Annotated in this window: 16 protein-coding genes; 4 read left to right on the top strand and 12 right to left on the bottom strand. The window is 64.3% G+C overall.

The features are described from left to right. From EJ078_RS06635 to EJ078_RS06680, 10 genes are all read right to left on the bottom strand, one after another. On the bottom strand, positions 1-1,644 hold the full coding sequence (locus tag EJ078_RS06635) for an alpha-glucosidase family protein (RefSeq protein WP_127214376.1): 1,644 nt from the start codon (positions 1,642-1,644) through the stop codon (positions 1-3). Further along, positions 1,644-3,644, bottom strand: coding sequence for a glycogen debranching protein GlgX (gene glgX / locus EJ078_RS06640; protein WP_208721167.1), 2,001 nt, complete (start codon positions 3,642-3,644; stop codon positions 1,644-1,646). The genes EJ078_RS06635 and glgX overlap by 1 nt, the downstream gene beginning before the upstream one ends. Before the next feature lie 196 nt (positions 3,645-3,840). Beyond that, complete coding sequence (locus EJ078_RS06645; RefSeq protein WP_095823757.1) at positions 3,841-5,469, bottom strand: alpha-D-glucose phosphate-specific phosphoglucomutase; 1,629 nt, start codon at positions 5,467-5,469, stop codon at positions 3,841-3,843. A 3-nt stretch (positions 5,470-5,472) separates the two neighbouring features. After that, on the bottom strand, positions 5,473-6,918 hold the full coding sequence (glgA, locus tag EJ078_RS06650) for a glycogen synthase GlgA (protein WP_095800242.1): 1,446 nt from the start codon (positions 6,916-6,918) through the stop codon (positions 5,473-5,475). Positions 6,919-6,985: 67 nt separating this feature from the next. Then, positions 6,986-8,251 (bottom strand): glucose-1-phosphate adenylyltransferase, encoded by a 1,266-nt coding sequence (gene glgC, locus EJ078_RS06655; RefSeq protein WP_067327922.1) that lies wholly within the window; start codon positions 8,249-8,251, stop codon positions 6,986-6,988. A 14-nt stretch (positions 8,252-8,265) separates the two neighbouring features. Further along, complete coding sequence (gene glgB / locus EJ078_RS06660; RefSeq protein ID WP_067327921.1) at positions 8,266-10,500, bottom strand: 1,4-alpha-glucan branching protein GlgB; 2,235 nt, start codon at positions 10,498-10,500, stop codon at positions 8,266-8,268. A 114-nt stretch (positions 10,501-10,614) separates the two neighbouring features. After that, positions 10,615-13,077, bottom strand: a complete 2,463-nt coding sequence (locus EJ078_RS06665) for a glycogen/starch/alpha-glucan phosphorylase (RefSeq protein ID WP_127214380.1) — start codon at positions 13,075-13,077, stop codon at positions 10,615-10,617. Positions 13,078-13,226: 149 nt separating this feature from the next. Then, entirely contained in the window at positions 13,227-14,009 is a 783-nt protein-coding gene (locus EJ078_RS06670) for an ATP-binding cassette domain-containing protein (protein ID WP_066997791.1), read from the bottom strand. A gap of 2 nt (positions 14,010-14,011) precedes the next feature. Then, positions 14,012-15,076, bottom strand: coding sequence for an ABC transporter permease (locus tag EJ078_RS06675; RefSeq protein WP_066997793.1), 1,065 nt, complete (start codon positions 15,074-15,076; stop codon positions 14,012-14,014). 161 nt (positions 15,077-15,237) lie between these two features. Further along, positions 15,238-16,272 (bottom strand): sugar ABC transporter substrate-binding protein, encoded by a 1,035-nt coding sequence (locus EJ078_RS06680; protein WP_066998169.1) that lies wholly within the window; start codon positions 16,270-16,272, stop codon positions 15,238-15,240. 211 nt (positions 16,273-16,483) lie between these two features. On the opposite strand from EJ078_RS06680, the gene EJ078_RS06685 reads away from it, so the two are divergent. From EJ078_RS06685 to EJ078_RS06700, 4 genes are all read left to right on the top strand, one after another. Beyond that, positions 16,484-17,710, top strand: coding sequence for an ROK family transcriptional regulator (locus EJ078_RS06685; RefSeq protein WP_095781659.1), 1,227 nt, complete (start codon positions 16,484-16,486; stop codon positions 17,708-17,710). 2 nt (positions 17,711-17,712) lie between these two features. Then, positions 17,713-18,159 carry an RbsD/FucU domain-containing protein gene (locus EJ078_RS06690; RefSeq protein ID WP_127214382.1) on the top strand — a complete coding sequence of 149 codons (447 nt, stop codon included), beginning with the start codon at positions 17,713-17,715 and terminating at the stop codon, positions 18,157-18,159. Continuing rightward, the gene (locus EJ078_RS06695) at positions 18,156-19,079 is read left to right on the top strand and encodes a carbohydrate kinase (RefSeq protein ID WP_127403297.1); all 924 of its coding nucleotides are present in this window, start codon (positions 18,156-18,158) and stop codon (positions 19,077-19,079) included. Before EJ078_RS06690 ends, EJ078_RS06695 begins: the two co-directional genes overlap by 4 nt. Positions 19,080-19,331: 252 nt before the next feature. After that, the gene (locus EJ078_RS06700) at positions 19,332-20,474 is read left to right on the top strand and encodes a DegT/DnrJ/EryC1/StrS aminotransferase family protein (RefSeq protein WP_127216737.1); all 1,143 of its coding nucleotides are present in this window, start codon (positions 19,332-19,334) and stop codon (positions 20,472-20,474) included. A gap of 21 nt (positions 20,475-20,495) precedes the next feature. On the opposite strand, the gene cysQ is transcribed toward EJ078_RS06700, so the two are convergent. Beyond that, positions 20,496-21,281: a 3'(2'),5'-bisphosphate nucleotidase CysQ gene (gene cysQ / locus EJ078_RS06705; protein ID WP_164757256.1), complete on the bottom strand. Its 786-nt coding sequence runs from the start codon at positions 21,279-21,281 to the stop codon at positions 20,496-20,498. Between the two features lie 10 nt (positions 21,282-21,291). Further along, complete coding sequence (gene cysN / locus EJ078_RS06710) at positions 21,292-23,229, bottom strand: sulfate adenylyltransferase subunit CysN (protein WP_145992680.1); 1,938 nt, start codon at positions 23,227-23,229, stop codon at positions 21,292-21,294.

The raw sequence follows: 23,229 nt of genomic DNA on the forward strand, positions 1-23,229 counted from the left end.
TCAGCCAATTCTCCCGACGAAGCACCCCACAGGCGGCAGCGCCAGCGCAGTTTCTCCGAGAACACCGCCAAGAACGCCGGCGACGTCTACGGCAAGAACCGTTATCTCGACATCGCTGATCTCGGCCGGCAGCGTCCAGTTCGCCGGCTCACCGGCGAAGTTGAAGACGCATAGCAAGTTCTCGTTTTCGTGCTGACGGATGAAAGCAAGCACATCGCCCGCCGCCTCTAGGAACCGGATCGAGCCGGCGATCAGCGCCGGATGGCGCTTGCGCAAGGCCAGCATCGAGCGATAGGCGGCAAGGACAGAACCGTCCTCGCCCTCCTGCACATCGACCGCGCGGGCGCGATGCGACGGCGGTACCGGCAGCCAGGGCTTGCCCACGGAGAAGCCACCATTTTCGGCCCCGGCCTCCCACACCATCGGGGTGCGGCAGCCGTCCCTGCCCTTCACGCCCGGCCAAAAACGGATGCCCAGCGGATCGCGCAGGTCCTCATAGGCAAGCTCGGCTTCCTCCAGCCCAAGCTCCTCGCCCTGGTAGAGGCAGATCGAGCCGCGCAGGCAGGACAGCAGCGCGATCGCGAATTTCGCTACCGCATCAGGATTTTCGCCCGGCTGCGTCCAGCGGCTGACATGGCGCATGACGTCGTGGTTGGAGAAGGCCCAGCAGACCCAGCCGTCGGCAACCGCGTTCTCGAACGCCTCGACGCAGCCGCGCACATGGGCGGCCGAAAATTGCGGGCCGAGCAGGTCGAAGGTGTAGCACATCTGCAATTTGTCGCGGCCGGAGGTGTAGGCGGCGAGCGTCTGCAGCGAGCGCTCCTCGTCGCCCACTTCGCCGACGGCGGCACGGTCCGGATATTCGTCGAGCAACGCGCGCAAGCGCTTCAGGAAATCGAGATTCTCGGGGCGCGTCTTGTCGAAGAGATGCTCCTGGAAGGCGTAGGTGGTGGTGGCGACGTTGGTGCCGGCGACGCTTGAAGCCAGCGGCGGGTTGTCGCGCAGCCAGCGGTCGTGGACATAGTAGTTCACGGTATCCAGCCGGAACCCGTCAACGCCGCGCTTCAGCCAGAAGCGCACGGTGTCAAGGACCGCATCCTGCACCTCCGAATTGTGGAAATTCAGATCCGGCTGCGAGGCGAGAAAATTGTGCATGTAGTATTGCCGGCGGGTGGCGTCCCACTCCCAGGCCGGCCCGCCGAACAGCGACTGCCAGTTGTTGGGCGCACTGCCATCCGGCTTGGCGTCGGCCCAGACATACCAGTCCGCCTTGGCGTTGTCACGGCTGGCGCGGCTCTCGACAAACCATTCGTGCTTGTCGGACGAATGCGAGATCACCTGGTCGATGATGAGCTTGAGGCCGAGCCGGTGCGCCTCGGCGACCAGCGCGTCGAAATCCTCCAGTGTGCCGAACATCGGATCGACATCGCGATAGTCCGACACGTCATAGCCCATGTCGGCCATCGGCGACTTGAAGAAGGGCGAGAGCCAGACGGCGTCGACGCCGAGCGAAGCGACATGGGCAAGACGCGACGTTACCCCCTTGAGATCGCCGCTGCCGTCGCCGGTCGTATCCTGGAAGGAGCGCGGATAGATCTGGTAGACCACGCAGCCGCGCCACCATTCGGCATTCCCACCAGCCATTACGAACCCTTCCCGGCGTGGGCGTTTCCGGCCGCCCTGCGCTCGATCATGAAATTGACGGTGCGGCCGGGCAGCGGCCGCGCCAGGTCGATCGCCTGCGTCTCGATCGCCGAACGCCACTCGTAGCCATCTCGCAGCGGCAAGGTGAAGACGCATTGGCGGCGGTCGCCATTGACCATGACGGCAAGGCGACCGCGCTGGCTATCGCCGAGGATCATGACGAGGCGGTGTCGGCCGGGGTCGTTCCAGTCGCTCTCGCCGAGCGGCACGCCGGTTTCGGTCAACCACTCGACGTCGGGGATTTCCATTCCGTCTGCAGCTTTGCCGGTCAGGAAATTCGTGTCGGATAACGGCGGAAAGGCACGGCGCAGTTGCACAAGCGCTGCTGTGTACCGCTCCAGCGCCCGGTCGCGGCCGGCCCAGTCGAGCCAGGTGATGGCGTTGTCCTGCGCATAGGCGTTGTTGTTGCCCTTCTGTGTGCGGCCGAACTCGTCGCCGGCGGTCAGCATGATGGTGCCGCGCGAGGCAAAGAGCGTCGCCAGCAGCGCACGCTGGTCATCGAACCGGGCCTTGGCGATTTCGGCGTCATCGGACTCGCCCTCGACACCGTTGTTCCACGACAGATTGTCATTGTGGCCGTCGCGATTGTGCTCGCCGTTGGCCGCATTGTGCTTCTTCTCATAGGCAACGATGTCGGCCAGCGTCATGCCGTCATGCGCGGCGATGAAATTGACGCTGCGGCTCACCGGCTGGCCCGCCCTGCCGAAGACATCGGAGGAGCCGGCAAGCCGCGTGGCTAAAGCGCCGATCGCGCCCGCGTCGCCGCGCCAAAAGCGCCGGACGTCATCGCGATAGCGGTCGTTCCATTCAAGGTATGGCGGCCGGAAATTGCCGAGCTGGTAGCCGGTCGCGCCAATATCCCATGGCTCGGCGATCAGCACGCGGTCGGCGAGCACGGGGTCGCCGGCGATGGCTTCGAGAAGCGGCGCCTCCGGATCGAACGTGCCGTCAACGCGGCCGAGCACCGGCGCCAGATCGAAGCGGAAGCCGTCGACGCCGGCATGGCGGACGAAATGGCGCAGCGTGTCGAGCACCATCCTCTGCACGACCGGGTGGTCGCAGGCGACGGTGTTGCCGGTGCCGGTGTCATTGGCCAGTCGGCCGTCCGGCATGTGCCGGTAATAGGTCCGGGCGTCGAGGCCGCGCAGCGACAGTGTCGGCCCGAGCCGGTCGCTTTCGCCGGTGTGGTTGAAGACGAGGTCGAGGATCGTGCCGATACCCGCTTCACTCAGCGCCGCGACGGTATCGCGCAATTCGCTCAGGCCGCCCGGTGCCAGGCGGGGATCGAGCGCCATGAAGGTGACGGGGTTGTAGCCCCAGGCATTGTTCAGCCCCAGCGGCGGCAAATGGCGCTCGTCGATCGAGGCCGTGATCGGCATCAACTCGACGGCGGAAACGCTGAGACGCTTCAGATGCTCGACGACAGCCGGATGGGCAAGCGCCGCGATGGTGCCGCGCTGGGCCTCGGGGACGTCCGGATGCAGCATGGTGAAGGAGCGGACGTTGAGTTCGTAAATCAGGCCGCCGGGCCGGAACAGCGGCGGCTGGGGCGGCTGCGGTTTGGGCAGGGAATGAGCAATTGCCTTTGGCATGAGCGAGGACGTGTCGGCGCCTTCATTGCGTTTGGCGGCCAGCCTCCAGTGATATTGGTATGGACGATCGACCTCGACGGCATACGGATCGATGAGAAGCTTGTTCGGATCGAACCAGAGGCCGCGCTCCGGCGCATAGTCGCCGTCGGCGCGAAAACCGTAACGCGTGCCGTTCCCAAGGCCGGGGACAAGGAGTGCATGCACGCCCTCGCCTTCCGGGTTGAGTTCCAGCCGGTCGATCTCGCGCGCGCCGCTATCGTCGAAGAGCGAGACCCAAAGACGTCTGGCCGATGAGGAGCAAACGGCAAAGCGGATGCCTTCGGGAGTGATGCTGGCGCCGAGGGTCATGCGGGCCTCTCCCCTTCTCCCCTTGTGGGAGAACGTGGATCGGCGCGCAGCGCCGAGACGGATGAGGGGCGTTGGAAGGAAAGAGGCGTCGATGTTCTGGACACGGGTTTGCGCCAAGCTGGAGCACCCCTCAACCGTCCGAACTTCGCTCGGCCACCTTCTCCCACAGGGGGAGAAGGGGAAATCCTCACCACTTTCAAGTAATCACGCTCGGCTTGTTGCGACCGGTGTGGCTCTTGATGCCGGCGATGTCGTCGGCGGCGGCGATGAGGTCGGCGAGCGCTTCCTGCGTGTCGAGGTCATGCCTCGCCTTGTCGGGCTCGTAACGCTCGATATAGACGCGCAGCGTGGCGCCGGAAGTGCCGGTGCCGGAGAGCCGGAGCACGACGCGCGAGCCGCCCTCGAACAGGATCCTGATGCCCTGGTTTTTGCTCACCGAGCCGTCGACCGGGTCGTGATAGGCGAAGTCGTCGGCGCTGGCGATCTTCATGCCGCGCACGCTGGTGCCGGGCAGCGAGCCGAGCTTGGCGCGCAATTCGTCGACCAGTGCGTTGGCGCGGTCTGTCTCGACCTCCTCATAGTCGTAGCGCGAGTAATAGTTGCGGCCGTAGCTTTCCCAGTGCTTGGTGACGATGTCCTTGCAGCTCTCGCCCCGCACAGCGAGGATGTTGAGCCACAGAAGCACGGCCCACAGCCCGTCCTTCTCGCGCACATGGTTGGAACCGGTGCCGGCGCTTTCCTCGCCGCAGATCGTCGCCATGCCGGCGTCGAGCAGATTGCCGAAAAACTTCCAGCCGGTCGGCGTCTCGTAGATGCCGACGCCGAGCTTCTCGGCGACGCGATCGGCCGCTCCGCTGGTCGGCATCGAGCGGGCGATGCCCTTCAGGCCTTCCTTGTAGCCGGGCGCCAGATGCGCATTGGCGGCCAGCATCGCCAGAGAATCCGAGGGCGTTACGAAGATGCCCTTGCCGATGATCAGGTTGCGGTCGCCGTCACCGTCGGAAGCGGCGCCGAAATCCGGCGCGTCCGGCCCCATCATCTCGTCATAGAGATGTTTGGCATGGACCAGGTTCGGATCGGGGTGATGGCCGCCGAAATCGGGCAGCGGCTTGAAATTGCGGCAGGTCCCGGCCGGGGCGCCGAGCCTACGCTCGAGGATCTCCTTGGCATAGGGGCCGGTCACCGCGTGCATGGCGTCGAAGCGCATGCGGAAGCCATATTTGAAATTCGCGCGGATGGCGTCGAAGTCGAACAGGCTCTCCATCAGCTCGGCATAGTCCTTGACCGGGTCGAACACCTCGACCGTCATGCCGCCGGCTTGGAAGGTGCCGATCGTGTCGATGTCGACGGTGCCGATGTCGGCGATCTTGAAGCTCGAGATCGTCTTGGACTTTTCGAAGATCGCGTCGGTGATCTTCTCCGGCGCAGGGCCGCCGTTGCCGGCATTGTATTTGATGCCGAAGTCCTCGTGCGGGCCACCCGGATTGTGGCTGGCCGACAGGATGATGCCGCCAAAGGTCTTGTATTTGCGGATGATGTTGGACGCGGCCGGCGTCGACAGGATGCCGCCCTGCCCGACCATCACCTTGCCGAAGCCGTTCGCAGCGGCCATGGCGATGGCCGTCTGGATGACCTCGCGGTTGTAGAAACGGCCGTCGCCGCCGATCACCAGCGTCTTGCCCTGAAAACCTTCCAGCGCGTCGAAGATCGACTGAATGAAGTTCTCGGCATAGTGCTCCTGCTGGAAGACGGGCACCTTCTTGCGCAGGCCGGAGGTGCCGGGCTTCTGGTCGGTATAGGGTTTGGTAGGGACGGTTTTGATCATGCCTCAGGCAGCCCTTTTTGAAAGCAGCAAGCGATAGAGTTCGACATATTTCTCGGCGCTCTTGTCCCAGGAAACGTCGGCCTTCATGCCCTGGCGCTGGATCGAGGCCCAGGCGGCGGGTCTGGCATGCGCCTCAACGAGGCGACGGATGGCGTGCAGGAGGGCGCCGCCATTGTTCGGCGCGAATTGGAAACCGGTGGCAACGCCGGCCGAAAGTGCCGCCTCGTTGGCGTCGATGATGGTGTCCGCGAGGCCGCCGGTGCGGGCGACGACCGGCACGCAGCCATAGCGCAATCCATAGAGCTGGGTCAGGCCGCAGGGCTCGAAGCGTGAAGGGATGACGATGGCGTCGCAACCGCCCTGCATGATGTGGGAGAGCGCCTCGTCATAGCCGATGACGACGCCGACGCGGCCGCGATGCCGCGCGGCCGCGGCGAGCAGCGAGCCTTCGAGGCCGGCATCGCCCGAGCCCAGAACCGCCAGTCGTGCCCCACGCTGAACGACGCCGTCGACCACGGCAGCCAAAATGTCCATGCCCTTCTGCCAGGTCAGACGGCTGACCACGCAGACGATCGGGCTGTCGTCAGGCTCGAGGCTGAAGCGGTCCTCCACGGCCTTGCGGTTCAGGTCGCGCGCTTCCAGCGTCTCGGCCGAATAGTTGGCGACCAGGTGCTTGTCGGTCGCCGGGTTCCAGATGTCGACATCGATGCCATTGACGATGCCGTAGAGGTCGACGGCGCGCATGTTGATCAGGCCGTCGAGGCCCATGCCGAATTCCGGCGAGCGGATTTCCTGCGCGTAGGTCGGGCTCACCGTGGTGATCGCCCAGGCGGCCTGCAGGCCGGCCTTGAGGAAGCCAACGCCGCCATAATATTCGACGCCATCGAGCTGCATCGCCACGCCCGGCAGGCCGAGCTCGCCGAAAATGCCGGAGCCGAACTGTCCCTGAAAAGCAAGATTATGCACGGTGATCAGCGACGGCACGCCGATCGCATTGCCGTAGCGCATGTAGGCGAGCGTCATTGCCGACTGCCAGTCATGGGCATGCACGAGGTCTGGCTGGTAGCCGGAGATCGCGCCGCCGGCGATGTCGCCGCCGACCTGACTCAGCGCCGCGAAGCGCCGCCAGTTGTCGGGCCAGTCGGAGCCGGAGGCGGTACCATAGGGCCCGCCCTGGCGGTCGAAAAGATGCGGCGCGTCGAGCACGAAGAGCTCGAGCTCGCCGATCTTGACGGCGTGAACCGAAGCCTTGCCGCCCTGCAGCAGCGGGTACTGATAGACGGCCTTCTTTTTCTTGAAGGCGTCCATCACCACCGGGTAGCCGGGGATGAGCGTGCGCATCGCCACGCCCTTGCTGGCGAGCGCGATCGGCAGGGCACCGGTCACGTCGGCAAGCCCGCCGGTCTTGATCAGCGGGAAGATTTCGGGCGTGACGGACAGAACCTGCATGCGCCTAAGATCCACGGCTAAAGTGACAGCTTTGTTGATCAGACTGACAACTTGCCGATCAACCCTATCAGGTTGACAGCTTGTTGATCATATCCTGAGTGATCAGGCAGATGCCCTTTTCCGAAACGCGGAAGCGCTTGGCGTCGAGTGCCGCATCCTCGCCGACCACCAGCCCCTCCGGTATGTGGACGCCATGGTCGATGACGACGCGCTTGAGGCGCGCGTTGCGCCCAACCTGAACGTCGGGCAGCATCACCACTTCCTCGAGCTTCGCATAGGAATTGATGCGCGCGCCGGTGAAGATCAGGCTGCGGCGCAGCGATGCGCCGGAAACGATGCAGTCGCCGGACACCAGCGAGGAGATCGCCTCGCCGCGACGGCCGTCCTCGTCATGCACGAATTTGGCCGGCGGCTTCAATTCGGCATAGGTCCAGATCGGCCAATCCCGGTCGTAGAGATCGAGTTCGGGCGTGACATCGGTCAGGTCGATATTGGCTTCCCAATAGGCGTCCACCGTACCGACGTCGCGCCAGTAAGGCTCCGACTCGTGCGAGGAGCGGACGCAGGATTTGGCGAAGCGGTGGGCGATCGCCTTACCGTGCTGGACGATGTAGGGGATGATGTCCTTGCCGAAGTCGCGGCTGGATCCTGGCTCGGCCGCGTCGCGGCGCAACTGCTCCATCAGGAACTTGGTCTTGAAGACATAGATGCCCATCGAGGCCAGCGCATGGTCCGGCTTGTCCGGTATGCCGGGCGGGTCGGCGGGTTTCTCGATGAAGGAGATGATGGTGTCCTTCTTGTCGACATGCATGACGCCGAAGCCGGTCGCCTCCATGCGCGGCACTTCGAGGCAGCCGACGGTGACATCGGCGCCGGCATCGACGTGCTGGCGCAGCATCAGCTCATAATCCATCTTGTAGATGTGGTCGCCGGCTAGGATGACCATGTATTCGGGGCCATAGGCCTCGATGATATCGATGTTCTGGTAGACCGCATCCGCCGTGCCCTCGTACCACTGCGTTTCCGAGACGCGCTGCGAGGCGGGCAGGATGTCGAAGCTCTCGTTTCGTTCGGGGCGCAGGAAGTTCCAGCCACGCTGCAGGTGGCGGATCAGCGAGTGCGCCTTGTATTGGGTGGCGACGCCGAGACGGCGAATGCCGGAGTTGAGCGCATTGGACAGCGCAAAATCGATGATGCGCGTCTTGCCGCCGAAATAGACGGCGGGCTTGGCGCGCCGGTCGGTCAGCTCCTTGAGGCGGCTGCCGCGGCCGCCGGCCAGCACATAGGCCATGGCATCGCGCGCCAGCGGCTGGGTTCTCTTGATCTCTGCCATCGTTTGCCTCCCTCCTAAGCTGTCCGGACCTTTGCTTCGTCCGCGACGAATTCCAGCATGATCGTCGACAGCGGCGGCAAGAGCATCGTCGCCGACGTGCCGCCCCCTTCCCCGCTCGCCACGATCATGCCGCCATTGCCCATGCCGGAGCCGCCATACTCGGCGGCGTCAGTGTTGATGATCTCGCGCCACTCGCCCGCCTTCGGCAGCGGCACGCGATAGTTCTCGCGCGGCACCGGCGTGAAGTTGGAAATGACGGCTATCGGGTTGCCGTCCGGCGCGCTGCGCAGCCAGGCAAAGACCGAATTGTCGCGATCGTCGACGATCAGCCAGGAGAAGCCTTCCGGCTCGCAGTCGCGCGCATGCAGCGCCGGGCGCGAACGATAGAGGTAGTTCAAGTCCCGCACCGCCTGCCGGACGCCGCGGTGCGGGGCGTGCTCCAGCAGATTCCAGTCGAGCGCGCGTTCCTCGCTCCACTCGCGGCGCTGGGCGAATTCCTGGCCCATGAACAGGAGCTTCTTGCCGGGATAACCCCACATGAAGGCGTAGTAAGCGCGCAGCGTGGCGAATTTCTGCCAGTCGTCGCCTGCCATCTTGTGGAGCAGCGTGCCCTTGCCGTGCACGACCTCGTCATGAGAGAGCGGCAGGACGAAATTCTCGGAGAAAGCGTAGACAAGGCCGAAGGTGATGTCGTTGTGATGGTGCTTGCGGTAGATCGGCTCCTTGGAGAAATACTCCAGCGTGTCGTGCATGAAGCCCATGTTCCATTTGAAGCCGAAGCCGAGCCCGCCTTCATGCACCGGCTGCGATACCTTCGGCCATGAGGTCGATTCTTCGGCGATCGTCATCACCCCGGGATGATGGCCGTAAAGCTCCTTGTTCATCTTCTGCAGGAAGCTGACCGCCTGCAAATTCTCGCGCCCGCCTTTCTCGTTGGGGATCCACTCGCCTGACCTGCGCGAATAATCGAGGTAGAGCATCGAGGCGACAGCGTCGACGCGCAAACCGTCGACATGGTATTTTTCGGCCCAGAACAGCGCGTTGTTGACGAGGAACGACACCACCTCGCGGCGGCCGAAATTGTAGATGGCGGTATTCCAGTCGGGGTGAAAACCCTGGCGCGGGTCGGCATGCTCGTAGAGCGCGGTGCCGTCGAACTTCACCAGCCCATGCTCGTCGACGGGGAAATGCGCCGGCACCCAGTCGAGGATGACGCCGACGCCGGCACGATGCGCACCGTCGACGAAGCGGGCGAAGCCATCGGGATCGCCGAAGCGCGCGGTCGGCGCATAAAGGCCGGTCGTCTGGTAGCCCCAGGACGGATCGTAGGGGTGCTCCGAGATCGGAAGGAACTCGATATGGGTGAAGCCGGTTTCGACCACGTAGGGGATCAGCTGCGCGGCGAGCTCGTCCCAGGTGAGGAAGGTGCCGTCATCGCGGCGCTGCCACGAGCCGGCATGGACCTCGTAGATCGAGATCGCCTCGCGCCGCGGATCGGCCTTCTGCCAGAAGCTGCGATGGGCCTCGTCGCCCCATTGATGCGCGATCGGCGGCGCCGTCACCGAAGCGGTCGCCGGGCGCAGCTCGGACTCGAAGGCGAACGGATCGGCCTTGAGGGGCAGGCGCACGCCGTCGGGACCGATGATCTCGAACTTGTAAGGCTGGCCGGCGCCGAGGTCCGGAATGAACAGCTCCCAGATGCCGGTGTCCTTGCGGTCGCGCATGGTGTGCCGGCGGCCGTCCCAGTCGTTGAAGGCGCCAACCACCGAGACGCGCCGGGCATTGGGCGCCCATACCGCGAAATGCACCCCGGTGGCCCCCTCATGCTCGATGATATGGGCGCCGAGCTTGTCGAAGAGCCTCAGGTGTGAGCCCTCCGCCATGTAGTAGTCGTCCATCGGGCCTAGTACCGGGCCGAAGGAATAAGGGTCGGTCAGCCACCAGTCGCCGCCGGCATTCCTCGCGTGATAGCGCAACGGCTGACGCTTGCGGATCGAAAGCTTGCCCTCGAAGAAGCCGGCATCGTTGCTGCGCACGAGTTCCCCGGCTTCCTTGCCGGTGAGCGTATAGGCGGTGACGCATTCGGCATTGGGTACGAAGCAGCGGGCGACTAAGCCCTTGCCGGCCGCGTGCACACCCAGAATTGCAAAGGGATCGCCATGCGTTCCGGCGACAATGGCCGCGACATCGCCGGCTGGCGCCAGTCCGTCCGGCCCGCTTGGTGCAGCGGTCGCGCGCGGCTTCCTCATCAGGCGGCGTCCCTCCCTGGGAACTATTCTGGTTTGTGCATATGTTGGCCAAAACCGCTAGGCACTTTTGGGCGACATGCACGTCCACGTTGTCGGCGGCCTCATGCAATCACATCAGACAGGTACGTTCCAGATTTCTTTCGCGTATTGGCGAATGGTGCGATCGGACGAGAACCAGCCGACGCGGGCGACATTGCGGATGGCGCGCGAGTACCAGTCGGGACTGTTGCGCCAGAGATCGTCGACCTCGCGCTGGCAGGCGGCGTAGGAGTCGAAATCGGCCGCCACCATGAACCAGTCGCTCTGATAAAGGCCGTTCATGAGGTCGCGGTAGCGGTTGGGATCGTCAGGCGAGAAGACGCCGGAGGAGATCGCCGACACCGCCTGCGACAACTCCGGCGAGGACGCGATCACGCCGCGCGGATTGTAGCCGTTGTCGCGGCGTTCGGCGACCTCGGCGGTGGTGAGGCCGAAGATGAAGATGTTGTCGTCGCCGACGCGCTCCTTGATCTCGACATTGGCGCCGTCGAGCGTGCCGATGGTCAAGGCGCCGTTGAGGGCAAACTTCATGTTGCCGGTGCCGGAAGCCTCCATACCGGCGGTCGAGATCTGCTCGGAAAGATCGGCCGCCGGCATCATCACCTCGGCGAGGCTGACATTGTAGTTCGGCACGAACACAACCTTGAGCAGGCCGCGCGTAGAGGGATCGCCGTTGATCACCCGGGCGACGTCGTTGGCCAGTTTGATGATGAGCTTGGCGTTGTGGTAGCTCGGCGCCGCCTTGCCGCCGAAGAATTTAACCCGCGGCATCCAGTCCCGCTCGGGATGCGAGCGGATCTGGTCGTAGAGCGCGATCGCCTCCAGAATGTTGAGCAATTGGCGCTTGTATTCGTGGATGCGCTTGACCTGGATGTCGAACAGCGCTGAAGGATCGAGCTTGATGCCGAGCCGGTCGGCGACCAGGTTTGCAAGCCTCACCTTGTTCTGGCGCTTCACGGCGGCAAACTTCTCGCGGAAAGCGGAGTCGCCGGCAAGAGGATCGAGATCCTTGATCGCTTCGATGTCGTCCATGAAGCGGTTCCCGATCGCTTCGCGGGCAAGCGCGGTCAGGCCGGGATTGCACTGGATCAGCCAGCGCCTGGGCGTGATGCCGTTGGTCTTGTTGTTAATGCGGTCGGGATAGAGCTTGTGGAGATCGGCAAACACCGTCTCCTTCATCAGATCGGTGTGCAGCGCCGAGACGCCGTTGATCGAATGCGAGCCGACGAAAGCGAGATTGCCCATGCGCACGCGGCGGTCGCCATTTTCCTGGATCAGCGAGATGCGGGCGATCTGCTCGCCCGAGAATTTTCCGGTGGCCCGCGCCTCCAGGAGAACCTGGGCATTGATGGCGTAGACGATCTGCATGTGGCGCGGCAACAGACGCTCGAACAGCGGCACCGGCCAGCTTTCCAACGCCTCCGGTAGCAGCGTGTGGTTGGTGTAGGCGAAGGTGCGCTTGGTGATGTCCCAGGCAAGGTCGAAATCCATGCCGTGAACGTCCATCAGAAGCCGCATCAGCTCCGGCACGGCGACGGCCGGATGGGTGTCGTTCAGGTGGATCGCGGCCTTGTCGGGCAACGATCTCAGGTCGCCGTACTGGCTGAGATGCCGCTGGACGATGTCCTGCAGCGAAGCAGTCGAGAAGAAATATTCCTGGCGCAGCCGGAGCTCCTGCCCGGCCATGTGCGAGTCGGCCGGATAGAGAACGCGCGACAGCGCGTCCGCCTTGTTGCTTTCGGCGAGCGCGCCGATGTGGTCGCCGGCATTGAACTTGTCGAGCAGAATCGGGTCGATCGGCATGCCGGACCAGAGCCGCAGCGTGTTGACGCGCTTGGCGCGCCAGCCCGCCACCGGCGTGTCATAAGCGACTGCCAGCACATGCTCATTGGGCCTCCAGACATGGCGCTCCAGGCGGCCGTCCTTTGAGGTGATCGATTCCACGGAGCCGCCGAAGCCGACCTCGAAGGAACGTTCGCGCCGCTCGAACTCCCACGGGTTGCCGTGGTCGAGCCAGGTCTCCGGCAGCTCGACCTGCCAGCCGTCATGGATCTCCTGCCGGAACATGCCATTGGCGTAGCGGATGCCGTAGCCGTGGGCGGGAATATCGACCGTTGCCATGCTTTCCATGAAGCAGGCGGCGAGCCGGCCGAGACCGCCATTGCCGAGGGCTGCGTCCGGTTCAAGGCCGGCGATCAAGTCGAGATCCACGCCGAGCGATGCCAGCGCCTCGCGCATGTTCTCCATCAGGCCGAGATTGGAGAAGGCGTCGCGCATCAGGCGCCCGATGAGGAATTCGAGCGAGAGATAGTAGACGCGCTTTTCCTGCTGGTCGTAGGCTTCCTTGGTCGCCTGGATCCAGTGATCGACGACGCGGTCGCGCACCACCTTGATCGAGGCGGTCAGCCAGTCATATGGCGTTGCGACGGTGGTGTCCTTGCCGACCCGGTACTTGAGCGACATCAGGACTTCCTCGGCGAGCGTCCTGGGATCGGGGTGGTCGAGAGCGGGGGCTTCGATCGTCATGGCGGGTTTCATATCGCCTCTCGTTCGGTTGGCCTGATCATAGCGGCTTTCACCGTTTCTCCTACCCCAGTTTGCCGCGCTGCAGCATATATTGTTAAATCGATTTAGGACGGAGTGTCCATCCGATGCACCTGCGGCCAATTACCATGGTGGGGCGGAGATCAGGCCGCCAGCGCGTCCTCCGGCGGCTTCTTGGCGCCGGTCATGAGCGCGACGGCATCCGACATCGAAATCTGCTTCGGATCGACGACGCATAGACGCCGTCCAAGCCGGTGGATGTGGATGCGATCGGCGACCTCGAAGACATGCGGCATGTTGTGCGAGATGAGCACGATCGGCAGGCCGCGCTTCTTGACGTCGAGGATCAGCTCGAGGACGCGGCGACTTTCCTTGACACCGAGCGCCGCCGTCGGTTCGTCCATGATCACCACCTTCGATCCGAAAGCGGCGGCGCGAGCCACGGCGACGCCTTGGCGCTGGCCGCCCGAAAGCGTCTCCACCGCCTGGCTGATGTTCTGGATGGTCATCAGGCCGAGTTCGGTCAGCTTGTCGCGGGCGCGCTTTTCCATCGCCGGACGATCCAGCATGCGGAACCAGCTGCCGAGCGGACCCGGTTTGCGGATCTCGCGGCCGAGAAACATGTTGTCGGCGATCGACAGCGCCGGCGACAATGCCAGGTTCTGGTAGACGGTCTCGATCCCCGCCTCGCGGGCCTCGATGGGCGATTTGAACTGGACCTGCTTGCCGTCCAGCTCAATCACCCCTTCATCGGGATGCACGGCGCCGGAGATCGCCTTGATGAGCGTCGACTTGCCGGCGCCGTTGTCGCCGATCACGGCCAGGATTTCTCCCGGGTAGAGATCGAAGTCGCAGTTGTTGAGCGCGGTCACGCGGCCGTAGCGCTTGGTCAGACCGCGCGCGGTGAGAACAGCCTGCTGGGTCATGGTTACACCGAAACCTTTCTGATCCACTGGTCGATCGCCACGGCGCCGATAATCAGGACACCGGTGAGCAGCACTTTCCATTGCGGGTCAGCGCCCAGCATGTTGAGGCCCATCGAGACGACGCCGACGATCATGGCGCCGAACAGCGTGCCGAGGATGGAGCCGCGGCCGCCAAAGAGCGAGATGCCCCCGATCACGGTCGCGGTGATCGCTTGCAGATTATAGTCGGTGACGGCGGCGGACGGCGAGATCGAGCCGTTGCGGCCGATCGACACCCAGGCAGCGAAGGCGGCGATCAGACCGGCAAGCGTATAGACGGCCATCAGCACAGACTTGGTCTGGATACCGGAGAGTTTCGCCGCTTCCGGGTCGTCGCCGACGGCATAGACATGGCGGCCCCACGCCGTGTGGTTGAGCACATACCACAAGAGCAGCACCAACAGGACCATGGCGATGACGCCGGCCGTCAGCACGGCGGAGCCGACCCTGAAGCTCAGCGCGAAGAGATGCAGCAGCGGCGCCTGAGCGTCGACATCGGCGTCGCGGATCGTCTCATTGGCCGAGTAGATGAAATTGGTGGCCATGACGATGTTCCAGGTGCCCAGTGTCACGATGAAGGGCGGCAATTTCATATAGGCGACCAACAAGCCGTTGAGCATGCCGCAAACCGCGCCTGCGCCAAGCCCAAGCACCACGGCCAGGATTGTCGGCATGCCATAGGTGATGGCGCAGTTGCCCATGACCACCGCCGAGATGACCATCACCACGCCGATCGAAAGATCGATGCCGGCGGTCAGGATGACCAGCGTCTGGGCAGCGCCCAGGATGCCGACGATGGCGATCTGCTGCAGGATCAGCGTCAGCGTGTAGGACGAAAAGAAGCGGCCGCCGATGGCAACGCCAAAGATGATGACCGACAGCACCAGCACGATCAGCGGCACCGCCGCCGGCGTGGAGTGCAGGAAATGCTGGGCGCGCTTGACGAACGACTTGCCGTGCTCGTCGAAGGCCGCGACGCTGCTGTCGCTGCCCGAAAGTACCTTCTCGAATTCCTGAATCTGAGACATGTATCCTCCCGTATGCGCACAGCCTTCTCATTGCTGCGCGCGCCGTCGACGCCTCTTCCGGTCTGTCGCCAGGATTGTCCGCGCTTGACGAAGGCGCATCGTCCACCCGATGCGGCCGGGGATCAAGCCCCCAGCCGCAAGCTTTGTGAACCGTCAGAGCGTCAGCCCCAGCACTTGGCGAGGCCTTCCTTGGTGTCGATCGACTTGACGCCGTTGGCCGGCTTGTCGGTGACGAGATTGACGCCGGTGTCGAAGAAGTTCTTCCCTTCGGTCGGCTTCGGCTTCGTTCCGTCCTTGGCAAATTTGGCGATCGCCTCGATGCCGAGCGCCGCCATCTGCAGCGGGTACTGCTGCGAGGTGGCGCCGATAACGCCCTCGGCAACCGACTTGACGCCCGGGCAGCCGCCGTCGACCGAAACGATCAGCACCTGCTTTTCCAGACCGACGGCCTTGAGCGCCTGGTAGGCACCGACTGCGGCCGGCTCGTTGATGGTGTGGATGACGTTGATGGTGTTGTCCTTTTGCAGGAGGTTCTCCATCGCCTTGCGGCCGCCTTCCTCGTTGCCGTTGGTCACGTCGTGGCCGACGATGCGCGGATCGTCTTCGTCGCCGATCTTGTTGGGATCCTTCACGTCGATGCCGTAGCCCATCATGAAGCCCTGGTCGCGCAGAACGTCGACGGTCGGCTGGGAAGGAGTGAGGTCGAGGAAGCCGATCTTGGCGTCCTTGGCCTTGTCGCCGAGCGTGGCGGCGGCCCAGGCGCCGATCAGCTTGCCGGCCTCCAGATTGTCGGTGGCGAAGGTCGCATCGGCAGCGTCGATCGGATCGAGCGGCGTGTCGAGGGCGATCACCAGCAGGCCGGCGTCACGCGCCTTCTTCACCGTCGGCACGATGCCCTTGGTGTCAGAGGCGGTGATCAGGATGCCCTTGGCGCCGTCGGCAATGCAGCTCTCGATCGCCGCGACCTGGCTCTCGCTGTCGCCGTCGATCTTGCCGGCATAGGTCTTCAGGTCGACGCCGAGTTCCTTGGCCTTGGCGGTGGCGCCTTCCTTCATCTTCACGAAGAAGGGATTGGTGTCGGTCTTGGTGATCAGGCAGGCGCCGACGCCCGCAGCCGATGCGGACGAGGCGAATGCGAGCAGGCCCAGCCCGGCCGCCGCGAACACGGTGGACTTCAGCAGCGATTTCTTGGTCACGATTTCCTCCCAATGGAACCATTCCGGACGCCGGCCAACCCGGCGCCTCGAGCGCATCCAACCATTTTTCCCAGCGTGGACGCCACCCCAAAAGACACCAGTCCGCATCATCTGTCAATAATTAAATCACTCTTATTTATTATTGACAGACTTGCGCTGTTCACTCATTCTGAACGAAAAGCCAGTGTGGGGAAACGACGGGAGGAACAGGGTGGAGACCGGCATTGCGAGGCACGGTTCGCCCGAGGCTCTGGAGAGCCGGCTGCATCGCGGCACGAACCAGAGCGGCATGCGCGACCACAATGAAAGGCTGGTGCTGTCACTGGTGCGCCAGCATGGCAGCCTCGCCAAATCCGACATCGCGCGCATGACCGGGCTGTCGGCCCAGACGGTATCCGTCATCATGCGGGAGCTGGAAGAGGACAAGCTGCTCGTGCGCCAGGCGCCGCTGCGCGGCAAGATCGGCCAGCCGTCGATCCCGATGGCGCTCAATCCGGAAGGAGCTTTCTTCATCGGTCTCAAGATCGGCCGCCGCAGCGCCGAGCTGGTGCTGATCGACTTCCTCGGCAATGTGCGATCGATGCTGCAGAATTCCTATCGTTATCCGGCGCCGCGCGAGACGGTGGAGTTCGTCGGCGCTGGGATCAAACAAATGCGCGGCGAGCTGACACCGGCGCAGGACAAGCGCATCGCCGGGCTCGGGATCGCCATGCCGTTCGAGCTTTGGAGCTGGGCCGACACAGCCGGCGCGCCGCGCGAGATCATGGACGAATGGCGCCATCGCGACATCCGCGCCGACATCCAGTCCCAATGCGACTTTCCGGTCTATCTGCAGAACGATGCCACGTCCGCTTGCGGGGCAGAGCTCGTCTTCGGCCAGGCAGGCGCGGCGCGCGACTTCGTCTATTTCTATATCGGCGCCTTTGCCGGCGGCGGCATCGTGCTCAACGGCCGCCTGTTCGGCGGGCCGACCGGCAATGCCGGCGCCCTGGGTTCGATGCCGGTGCCCGGGCCGGACGGCAAGCCGACACAGCTTATCGATGTCGCCTCGATCGCCATGCTGGAAAAGGCGCTGAGCGCCAAGGGCATCGACGGCTCCTATCTGTGGACCTCGCCGCAGGAATGGGGCGAGATCGGCGCCGAGCTCGACGACTGGATCGCAAGTGCTGCACAAGCGCTGGCCTATGCGATCGTTGCCGCCTCGTCGGTCATCGATTTCGAGGCCGCGGTGATCGACGGCTGGATGCCGCTCGACGTGCGGCGGAGGCTTGTCGATGCGGTGACGGACGCGATCACCGGTATCGACGCCGAGGGGCTGAAGCTGCCGGTCGTACGCGAAGGAACGGTCGGCATCCATGCGCGGGCGCTTGGCGGCGCCAGCCTGCCGCTTTCCGAACGCTTCCTGATCGGACCGACGACGATTTCCAGGAGTGCCTGACCATGCTGATCGGCATTCCGTCGCTGCTCGGTCCGCAGCTTTTGGCGACGCTCAGGGCCATGGGCCATGGCGACGAGATCGCCATCGTCGACGGCAATTATCCGGCCGAGGAACAGGCGCGCAGGCTGATCCGCGCCGACGGCCATGCCGTCATTTCGGTGCTGGACGCCGTTTTGAGCGTGCTGCCGGTGGATGAGGCGGTGCCGGAGGCCCTGTTCCGCGCCTCGGTCAAAGGCGATCCGGCGCTCGCCGATCCCGTGCATCACGAGATGGAAGCGGTCTGCGCCAAACGCGCGCCGGGCCGCAAGGTGATTGCGCTGGCGGGGGCCGACTTCTATGCACGCGTCAAGGCCGCGCATGCGATCGTCGCGACCAGCGAGCCAAGGCTTTATGCCAACATCATCATCCGTAAGGGCGTGATCCATCCGCCGGAGACCGAGACACAATGATCCTCTGCTGTGGCGAAGCCCTGATCGACATGCTGCCGCGCACGACGGCGGAAGGCGAAGCGGCCTTCGCGCCTTATGTCGGCGGAGCGGTGTTCAACACGGCGGTCGCGCTCGGACGGCTGGGCGCTCCGGCAGGCTTCTTCTCAGGTCTCTCCTCCGACCTGTTCGGCGGCCAGCTCCGCGAGGCGCTGGGAGCCAGCAAGGTGAGCTCGACCTATGCGCACACCTCGCCCAAGCCGACCACGCTCGCCTTCGTGCGGCTCACCGATGGCCAGGCGACCTATACGTTCTACGACGAGAACACCGCCGGGCGCATGCTCGCCATCGAGGACCTGCCGAAGCTCGGCGCCGAGATCGAGGCGATGCTGTTCGGCGCGATCAGCCTGATCTCGGAACCGGCGGGAACGGCCTATGAGGAGTTCATGCGGCGCGAGCACAACAGCCGGGTGATGATGCTCGACCCCAACATCCGGCCCAACTTCATTCCGGACAAGGCCAAGCATCTGAGGCGCATCCGCGAGATGATGGCGATGGCCGACATCGTCAAACTGTCGGACGAAGACCTCAACTGGTTCGACGAAGCGGGCTCGCTCGAGGAGGTCGTGCGCAACTGGCTTGACCGCGGTCCCAGCCTGATCGTCGTCACCCATGGCAGCGAAGGCGCCGTCGGCTACAGCAGGGAGCACAAGGTCACGGTGGTGCCGCGGAAGGTGAAGGTGGTCGACACCGTCGGCGCGGGCGACACCTTCAATGCCGGCATCCTTGCCTCGCTGCACGAGCAGGGTCTGCTCACCAAAGCAGCGATCGGCGGCCTCTCGGAGGAAGCCATCCGCAGCGCGCTGGAGCTTGGCGCCAAGGCGGCCGCCGTGACGGTATCTCGGGCCGGCGCCAACCCGCCATGGGGGCACGAAATCGCCTGATCGGCTGACCGGTCCCGCCGGCGATCCGTGCCCGAGCGATCACTTTATGTTTCGAAGGGCCGGAACAGCGCGACAAGAGCCGCTTCGAATACGCTTGGAAGCCCGGATTTCCGGCTTCTTCTGGCAATGCGCAGGCAAAAAACGGTAACAGGCTGCGACACTTGCGCAATTCGCCCTGGCCATGGGCGGCTTTTTCAGCCGTGGCAAGTCTGGTACCAGCGGGCCGGTTTACTGGCAGCATCTGAGGCCGACATGCAGTTCATCGATCTTGGCGCGCAGCGCGAACGAATCCGCGACCGGCTGAAGGCCGCGATCGACACGGTGGTCGAAGACGGCCGTTACATCCTCGGCCCGCAAGTCGCAGAATTCGAGAACAAGCTCGCGGCTTACGTCGGCGTCAAGCATGTGGTGGCCTGCGCCAACGGCACCGATGCGCTGCTTCTGCCGCTGTTTGCGGCCGGCATCGGTCCGGGCGATGCCGTGTTCGTGCCAAGCTTCACCTTCGCCGCGACGGCCGAAGTGGTGGCGCTCGCCAAGGCCGAGCCTGTCTTCGTTGACGTCGATCCCGACACTTACAACATCGATATCGCCAGCCTCGAGGCGGCGATCGACATGATCAAGAAGCAAGGAAGGCTGAAGCCGAAGGCGATCATCCCGGTCGACCTGTTTGGACTTGCCGCCGGCTACGAGGCGATCATGGCGATCGCAAAGCGCGAGAGCCTGCTGGTGATCGAGGACGCCGCCCAGTCGATGGGCGGCTCGGCCGACGGCACGATGTGCGGCGCCTTCGGCCATGTCGGCTCGACCAGCTTCTATCCGGCCAAGCCGCTCGGCTGCTACGGCGACGGCGGCGCGATGTTCACCAACGATGCTGCGCTCGCCGACAAGCTGCGCTCCTTCGCCTTCCACGGCAAGGGCGAGACGCAGTACGACAACATCCACGTCGGCATCAATTCGCGCCTCGATACGCTGCAGGCGGCGATCCTGATCGAGAAGCTCGCCATCCTCGAGGAAGAGATGGTGGCCCGCCAGGCGGTCGCCGACCGTTACGCCAATGGGCTTGGCGACATCGTCAAAGCATCACGCAATCTCGGCCACGGCCGCTCGGCCTGGGCACAATATGCCATCGAGACGCCGAAGCGCGACGGGTTGAAGGCGCATCTCAGCGAAAAAGGCATCCCGTCGGTCATCTATTACGTGAAGCCGCTGCACGAACAAATCGCCTACCGCGACTATCCGCGTACGCCGACCGGTCTTGCGGTTTCGGAAAAGCTGCCGAAGCAGATCCTCTGTCTGCCGATGCACGCCTACCTCAGCGAAGCCGACCAGGACGAGATCATCGAGACGATCCGCAATTATATCGGCTCCAACTCGGCGCAGGTCGCGGCTGCCTGATCTCGGCCCTTGAGCGGGAGATTAAACCTCCACGCCCTTCCCCGTTGCAATGAAATACGGGTTGGCAAAATCCGTGTCAGTGGCCTGGTTGCGTTTGCCGTAGACGAGCGGCTGGCCGTCCAGCGTGCGGGTCATGCCGCCGGCGGCGCGCAGCACCGCATCGCCAGCGGCCGTGTCCCACTCCATGGTGCGGCCGAAGCGCGGATAAACGTCAGCCTCGGCGGCGGCGAGCAGGCAGAATTTCAGCGACGAGCCTATCGAGACGATTTCGGTGGCGCCGAGATCGCGGATGAAGGCTTCGGTTTCCGGCGTGTTGTGCGAGCGGCTGGCGACGACGGCGAGCGGCGTGCCGCCTGCCCGCACGGTGATTGGCCGACGGCCGGCGATACGATAGTCGCCGTCAACGTCGATCGCTTCCGCCGTCCCCGCCCGACCGGAGAAGAAACGTCCTGTGCAAGGCGCGAACACGACGCCGACTTCCGGCACGCCGTGGCGCACCAGCGCAATGTTGACGGTGAAATCGGTGCGGCGGTTGACGAATTCCTTGGTGCCGTCGAGCGGATCGACGAGGAAGAAGGCACGGTCGAGGTCGGGCGTGGCAATACCCGCCGCAATCTCCTCCTCGGCGACGCAAGGGATGTCCGGATAAGCGGCGCGCAGGCCGGCCAGGATAATCTTTTCGCTTTCGCGATCGGCTTCCGTCACCGGCGAAGAGTCGGACTTGCTGTCGACGGCGCAGCCTTCGTGGAAAACGCGCATCACCGCGCGGCCGGCATCGAGCGCGAGGCGCTCGAACACGCCAAGCATTGCCGCGTCGTCAGATGCCGCCGCCATCGTCATACTGCTCTTCGGCAACGTCGCGCTCCGTCAGCCAGTGTTCCAGGGCTTCCGCCATCTCCTCGGGCGTCCTGCCGAGAGTCTTGAGGTGGATCTCGGGGTGCTCCGGCGTCTCGTAGGGAGAATCGACGCCGGTGAAGTTCTTGATCTCGCCGCTCAACGCGCGGGCGTAAAGGCCCTTCGGGTCGCGGCGGGCGCATTCCTCGAACGGCGTGTCGACGAACACCTCTACGAATTCGCCCTCGCCCATCAACTCGCGCGCCATGCGCCGCTCGGCGCTGAAGGGCGAGATGAACGAGACGATAACGATCAGGCCCGCATCGGCCATCAGCTTGGCCACTTCGGCGACGCGGCGGATGTTTTCGACGCGATCCGCGTCGGTGAAGCCGAGATCGCGATTGAGGCCGTGGCGGACATTGTCGCCGTCGAGGATGTAGGTGTGGCGGCCGGACGCGAACAGCTTCCTCTCGAAAAGATTTGCGATCGTCGACTTGCCGGAACCGGACAGACCGGTGAACCAGAACACCGCCGGGCGCTGGTTCTTGAGGTCAGAGCGGCCGCGCTTGCCGACGTCGAGCGATTGCCAATGGATGTTCTCGGCGCGGCGCAGCGAATGCAGGATCATCCCGGCGCCGACGGTGGCGTTGCTGATGCGGTCGATCAGGATGAAGGCGCCGGTCGTGCGGTTCTCGGCGAAGGGATCGAAGGCGATCGGCGCCCGGGTCGACAGGTTGCACACCCCGACCTCGTTGAGGTCGAGGGACTTCGCCGCTTCATGCGCGAAATCGTTGACGTTGACGCGGTATTTCAGATCGGTGACGGTCGCGCTCACCTGATCGGTTTCGGTGCGCAGGATATAGGACCGGCCGGGCAGCAGCGCCTGCTCGTCGAACCAGACCAGATTCGCGGCGAACTGGTCGGCGACCTGCGGACGTGCGGCCGGCGATACCAGCATGTTGCCGCGCGAAACCTCGACCTCGTCCTCGAGGACGAGCGTGATGGCCTGGCCGGCAACAGCCTGCTCAAGGTCGCCGCCATGCGCGACGATGCGCTTGACCCGGGAGGCCCTACCCGACTTGGCGACCACGACCTCGTCGCCTTTGGAAACGGAACCGGATGCAATGGTTCCGGCAAAGCCGCGAAAATCGAGGTTGGGACGGTTAACATACTGGACGGGAAAGCGGAACGGCAATTCGATCGCCGCCTCGTCGACGGGCACGGTTTCCAGATGCTCGATAAGCGACGGCCCGGAATACCAGGGCGTGCGCTCCGAGCGGCTGGTGACATTGTCGCCGAAGCGCGCCGACATCGGAATCGGCACGATACTGTTGAAGCCCAGGCTTTGCGCGAAGTCGCCGTAGTCGGCGACGATCCGGTCAAACACGGTCTTGTCGAAGCCGACGAGGTCGATCTTGTTGACGGCAAGAACGATGTGGCGGATGCCGAGCAGCGAGGCGATGATCGAATGGCGCCGGGTCTGGCGCAGCACGCCCTGGCGCGCATCGATCAGCACGATGGCGACGTCGGCGGTCGAAGCGCCCGTCGCCATGTTGCGCGTGTATTGCTCATGGCCGGGTGTGTCGGCGACGATGAACTTGCGCTTCGGGGTGGCGAAGAAGCGGTAGGCGACGTCGATTGTGATGCCCTGCTCGCGCTCGGCCTCCAGCCCGTCGACGAGCAGCGCGAAGTCGATGTCGTCGCCGGTGGTGCCGTGCTTGCGAGAATCGTTCTCCAACGCGGCGAGCTGGTCCTCGAAAATCTGCTTGGTATCGGACAGCAGCCGGCCGATCAGCGTCGACTTGCCGTCGTCGACCGAGCCGCACGTGAGAAAGCGCAGCAGCGATTTCTTCTCCTGTGCGGCCATGTAGTCGCGGATCGAATCGGTTGGGGCGAGGCTCTTGGCCAGGATGTGGCGCAT

Origin of the sequence: Mesorhizobium sp. M1A.F.Ca.IN.022.06.1.1, assembly GCF_003952605.1 — a bacterium.
In the GTDB taxonomy this organism is placed as follows: domain Bacteria; phylum Pseudomonadota; class Alphaproteobacteria; order Rhizobiales; family Rhizobiaceae; genus Mesorhizobium.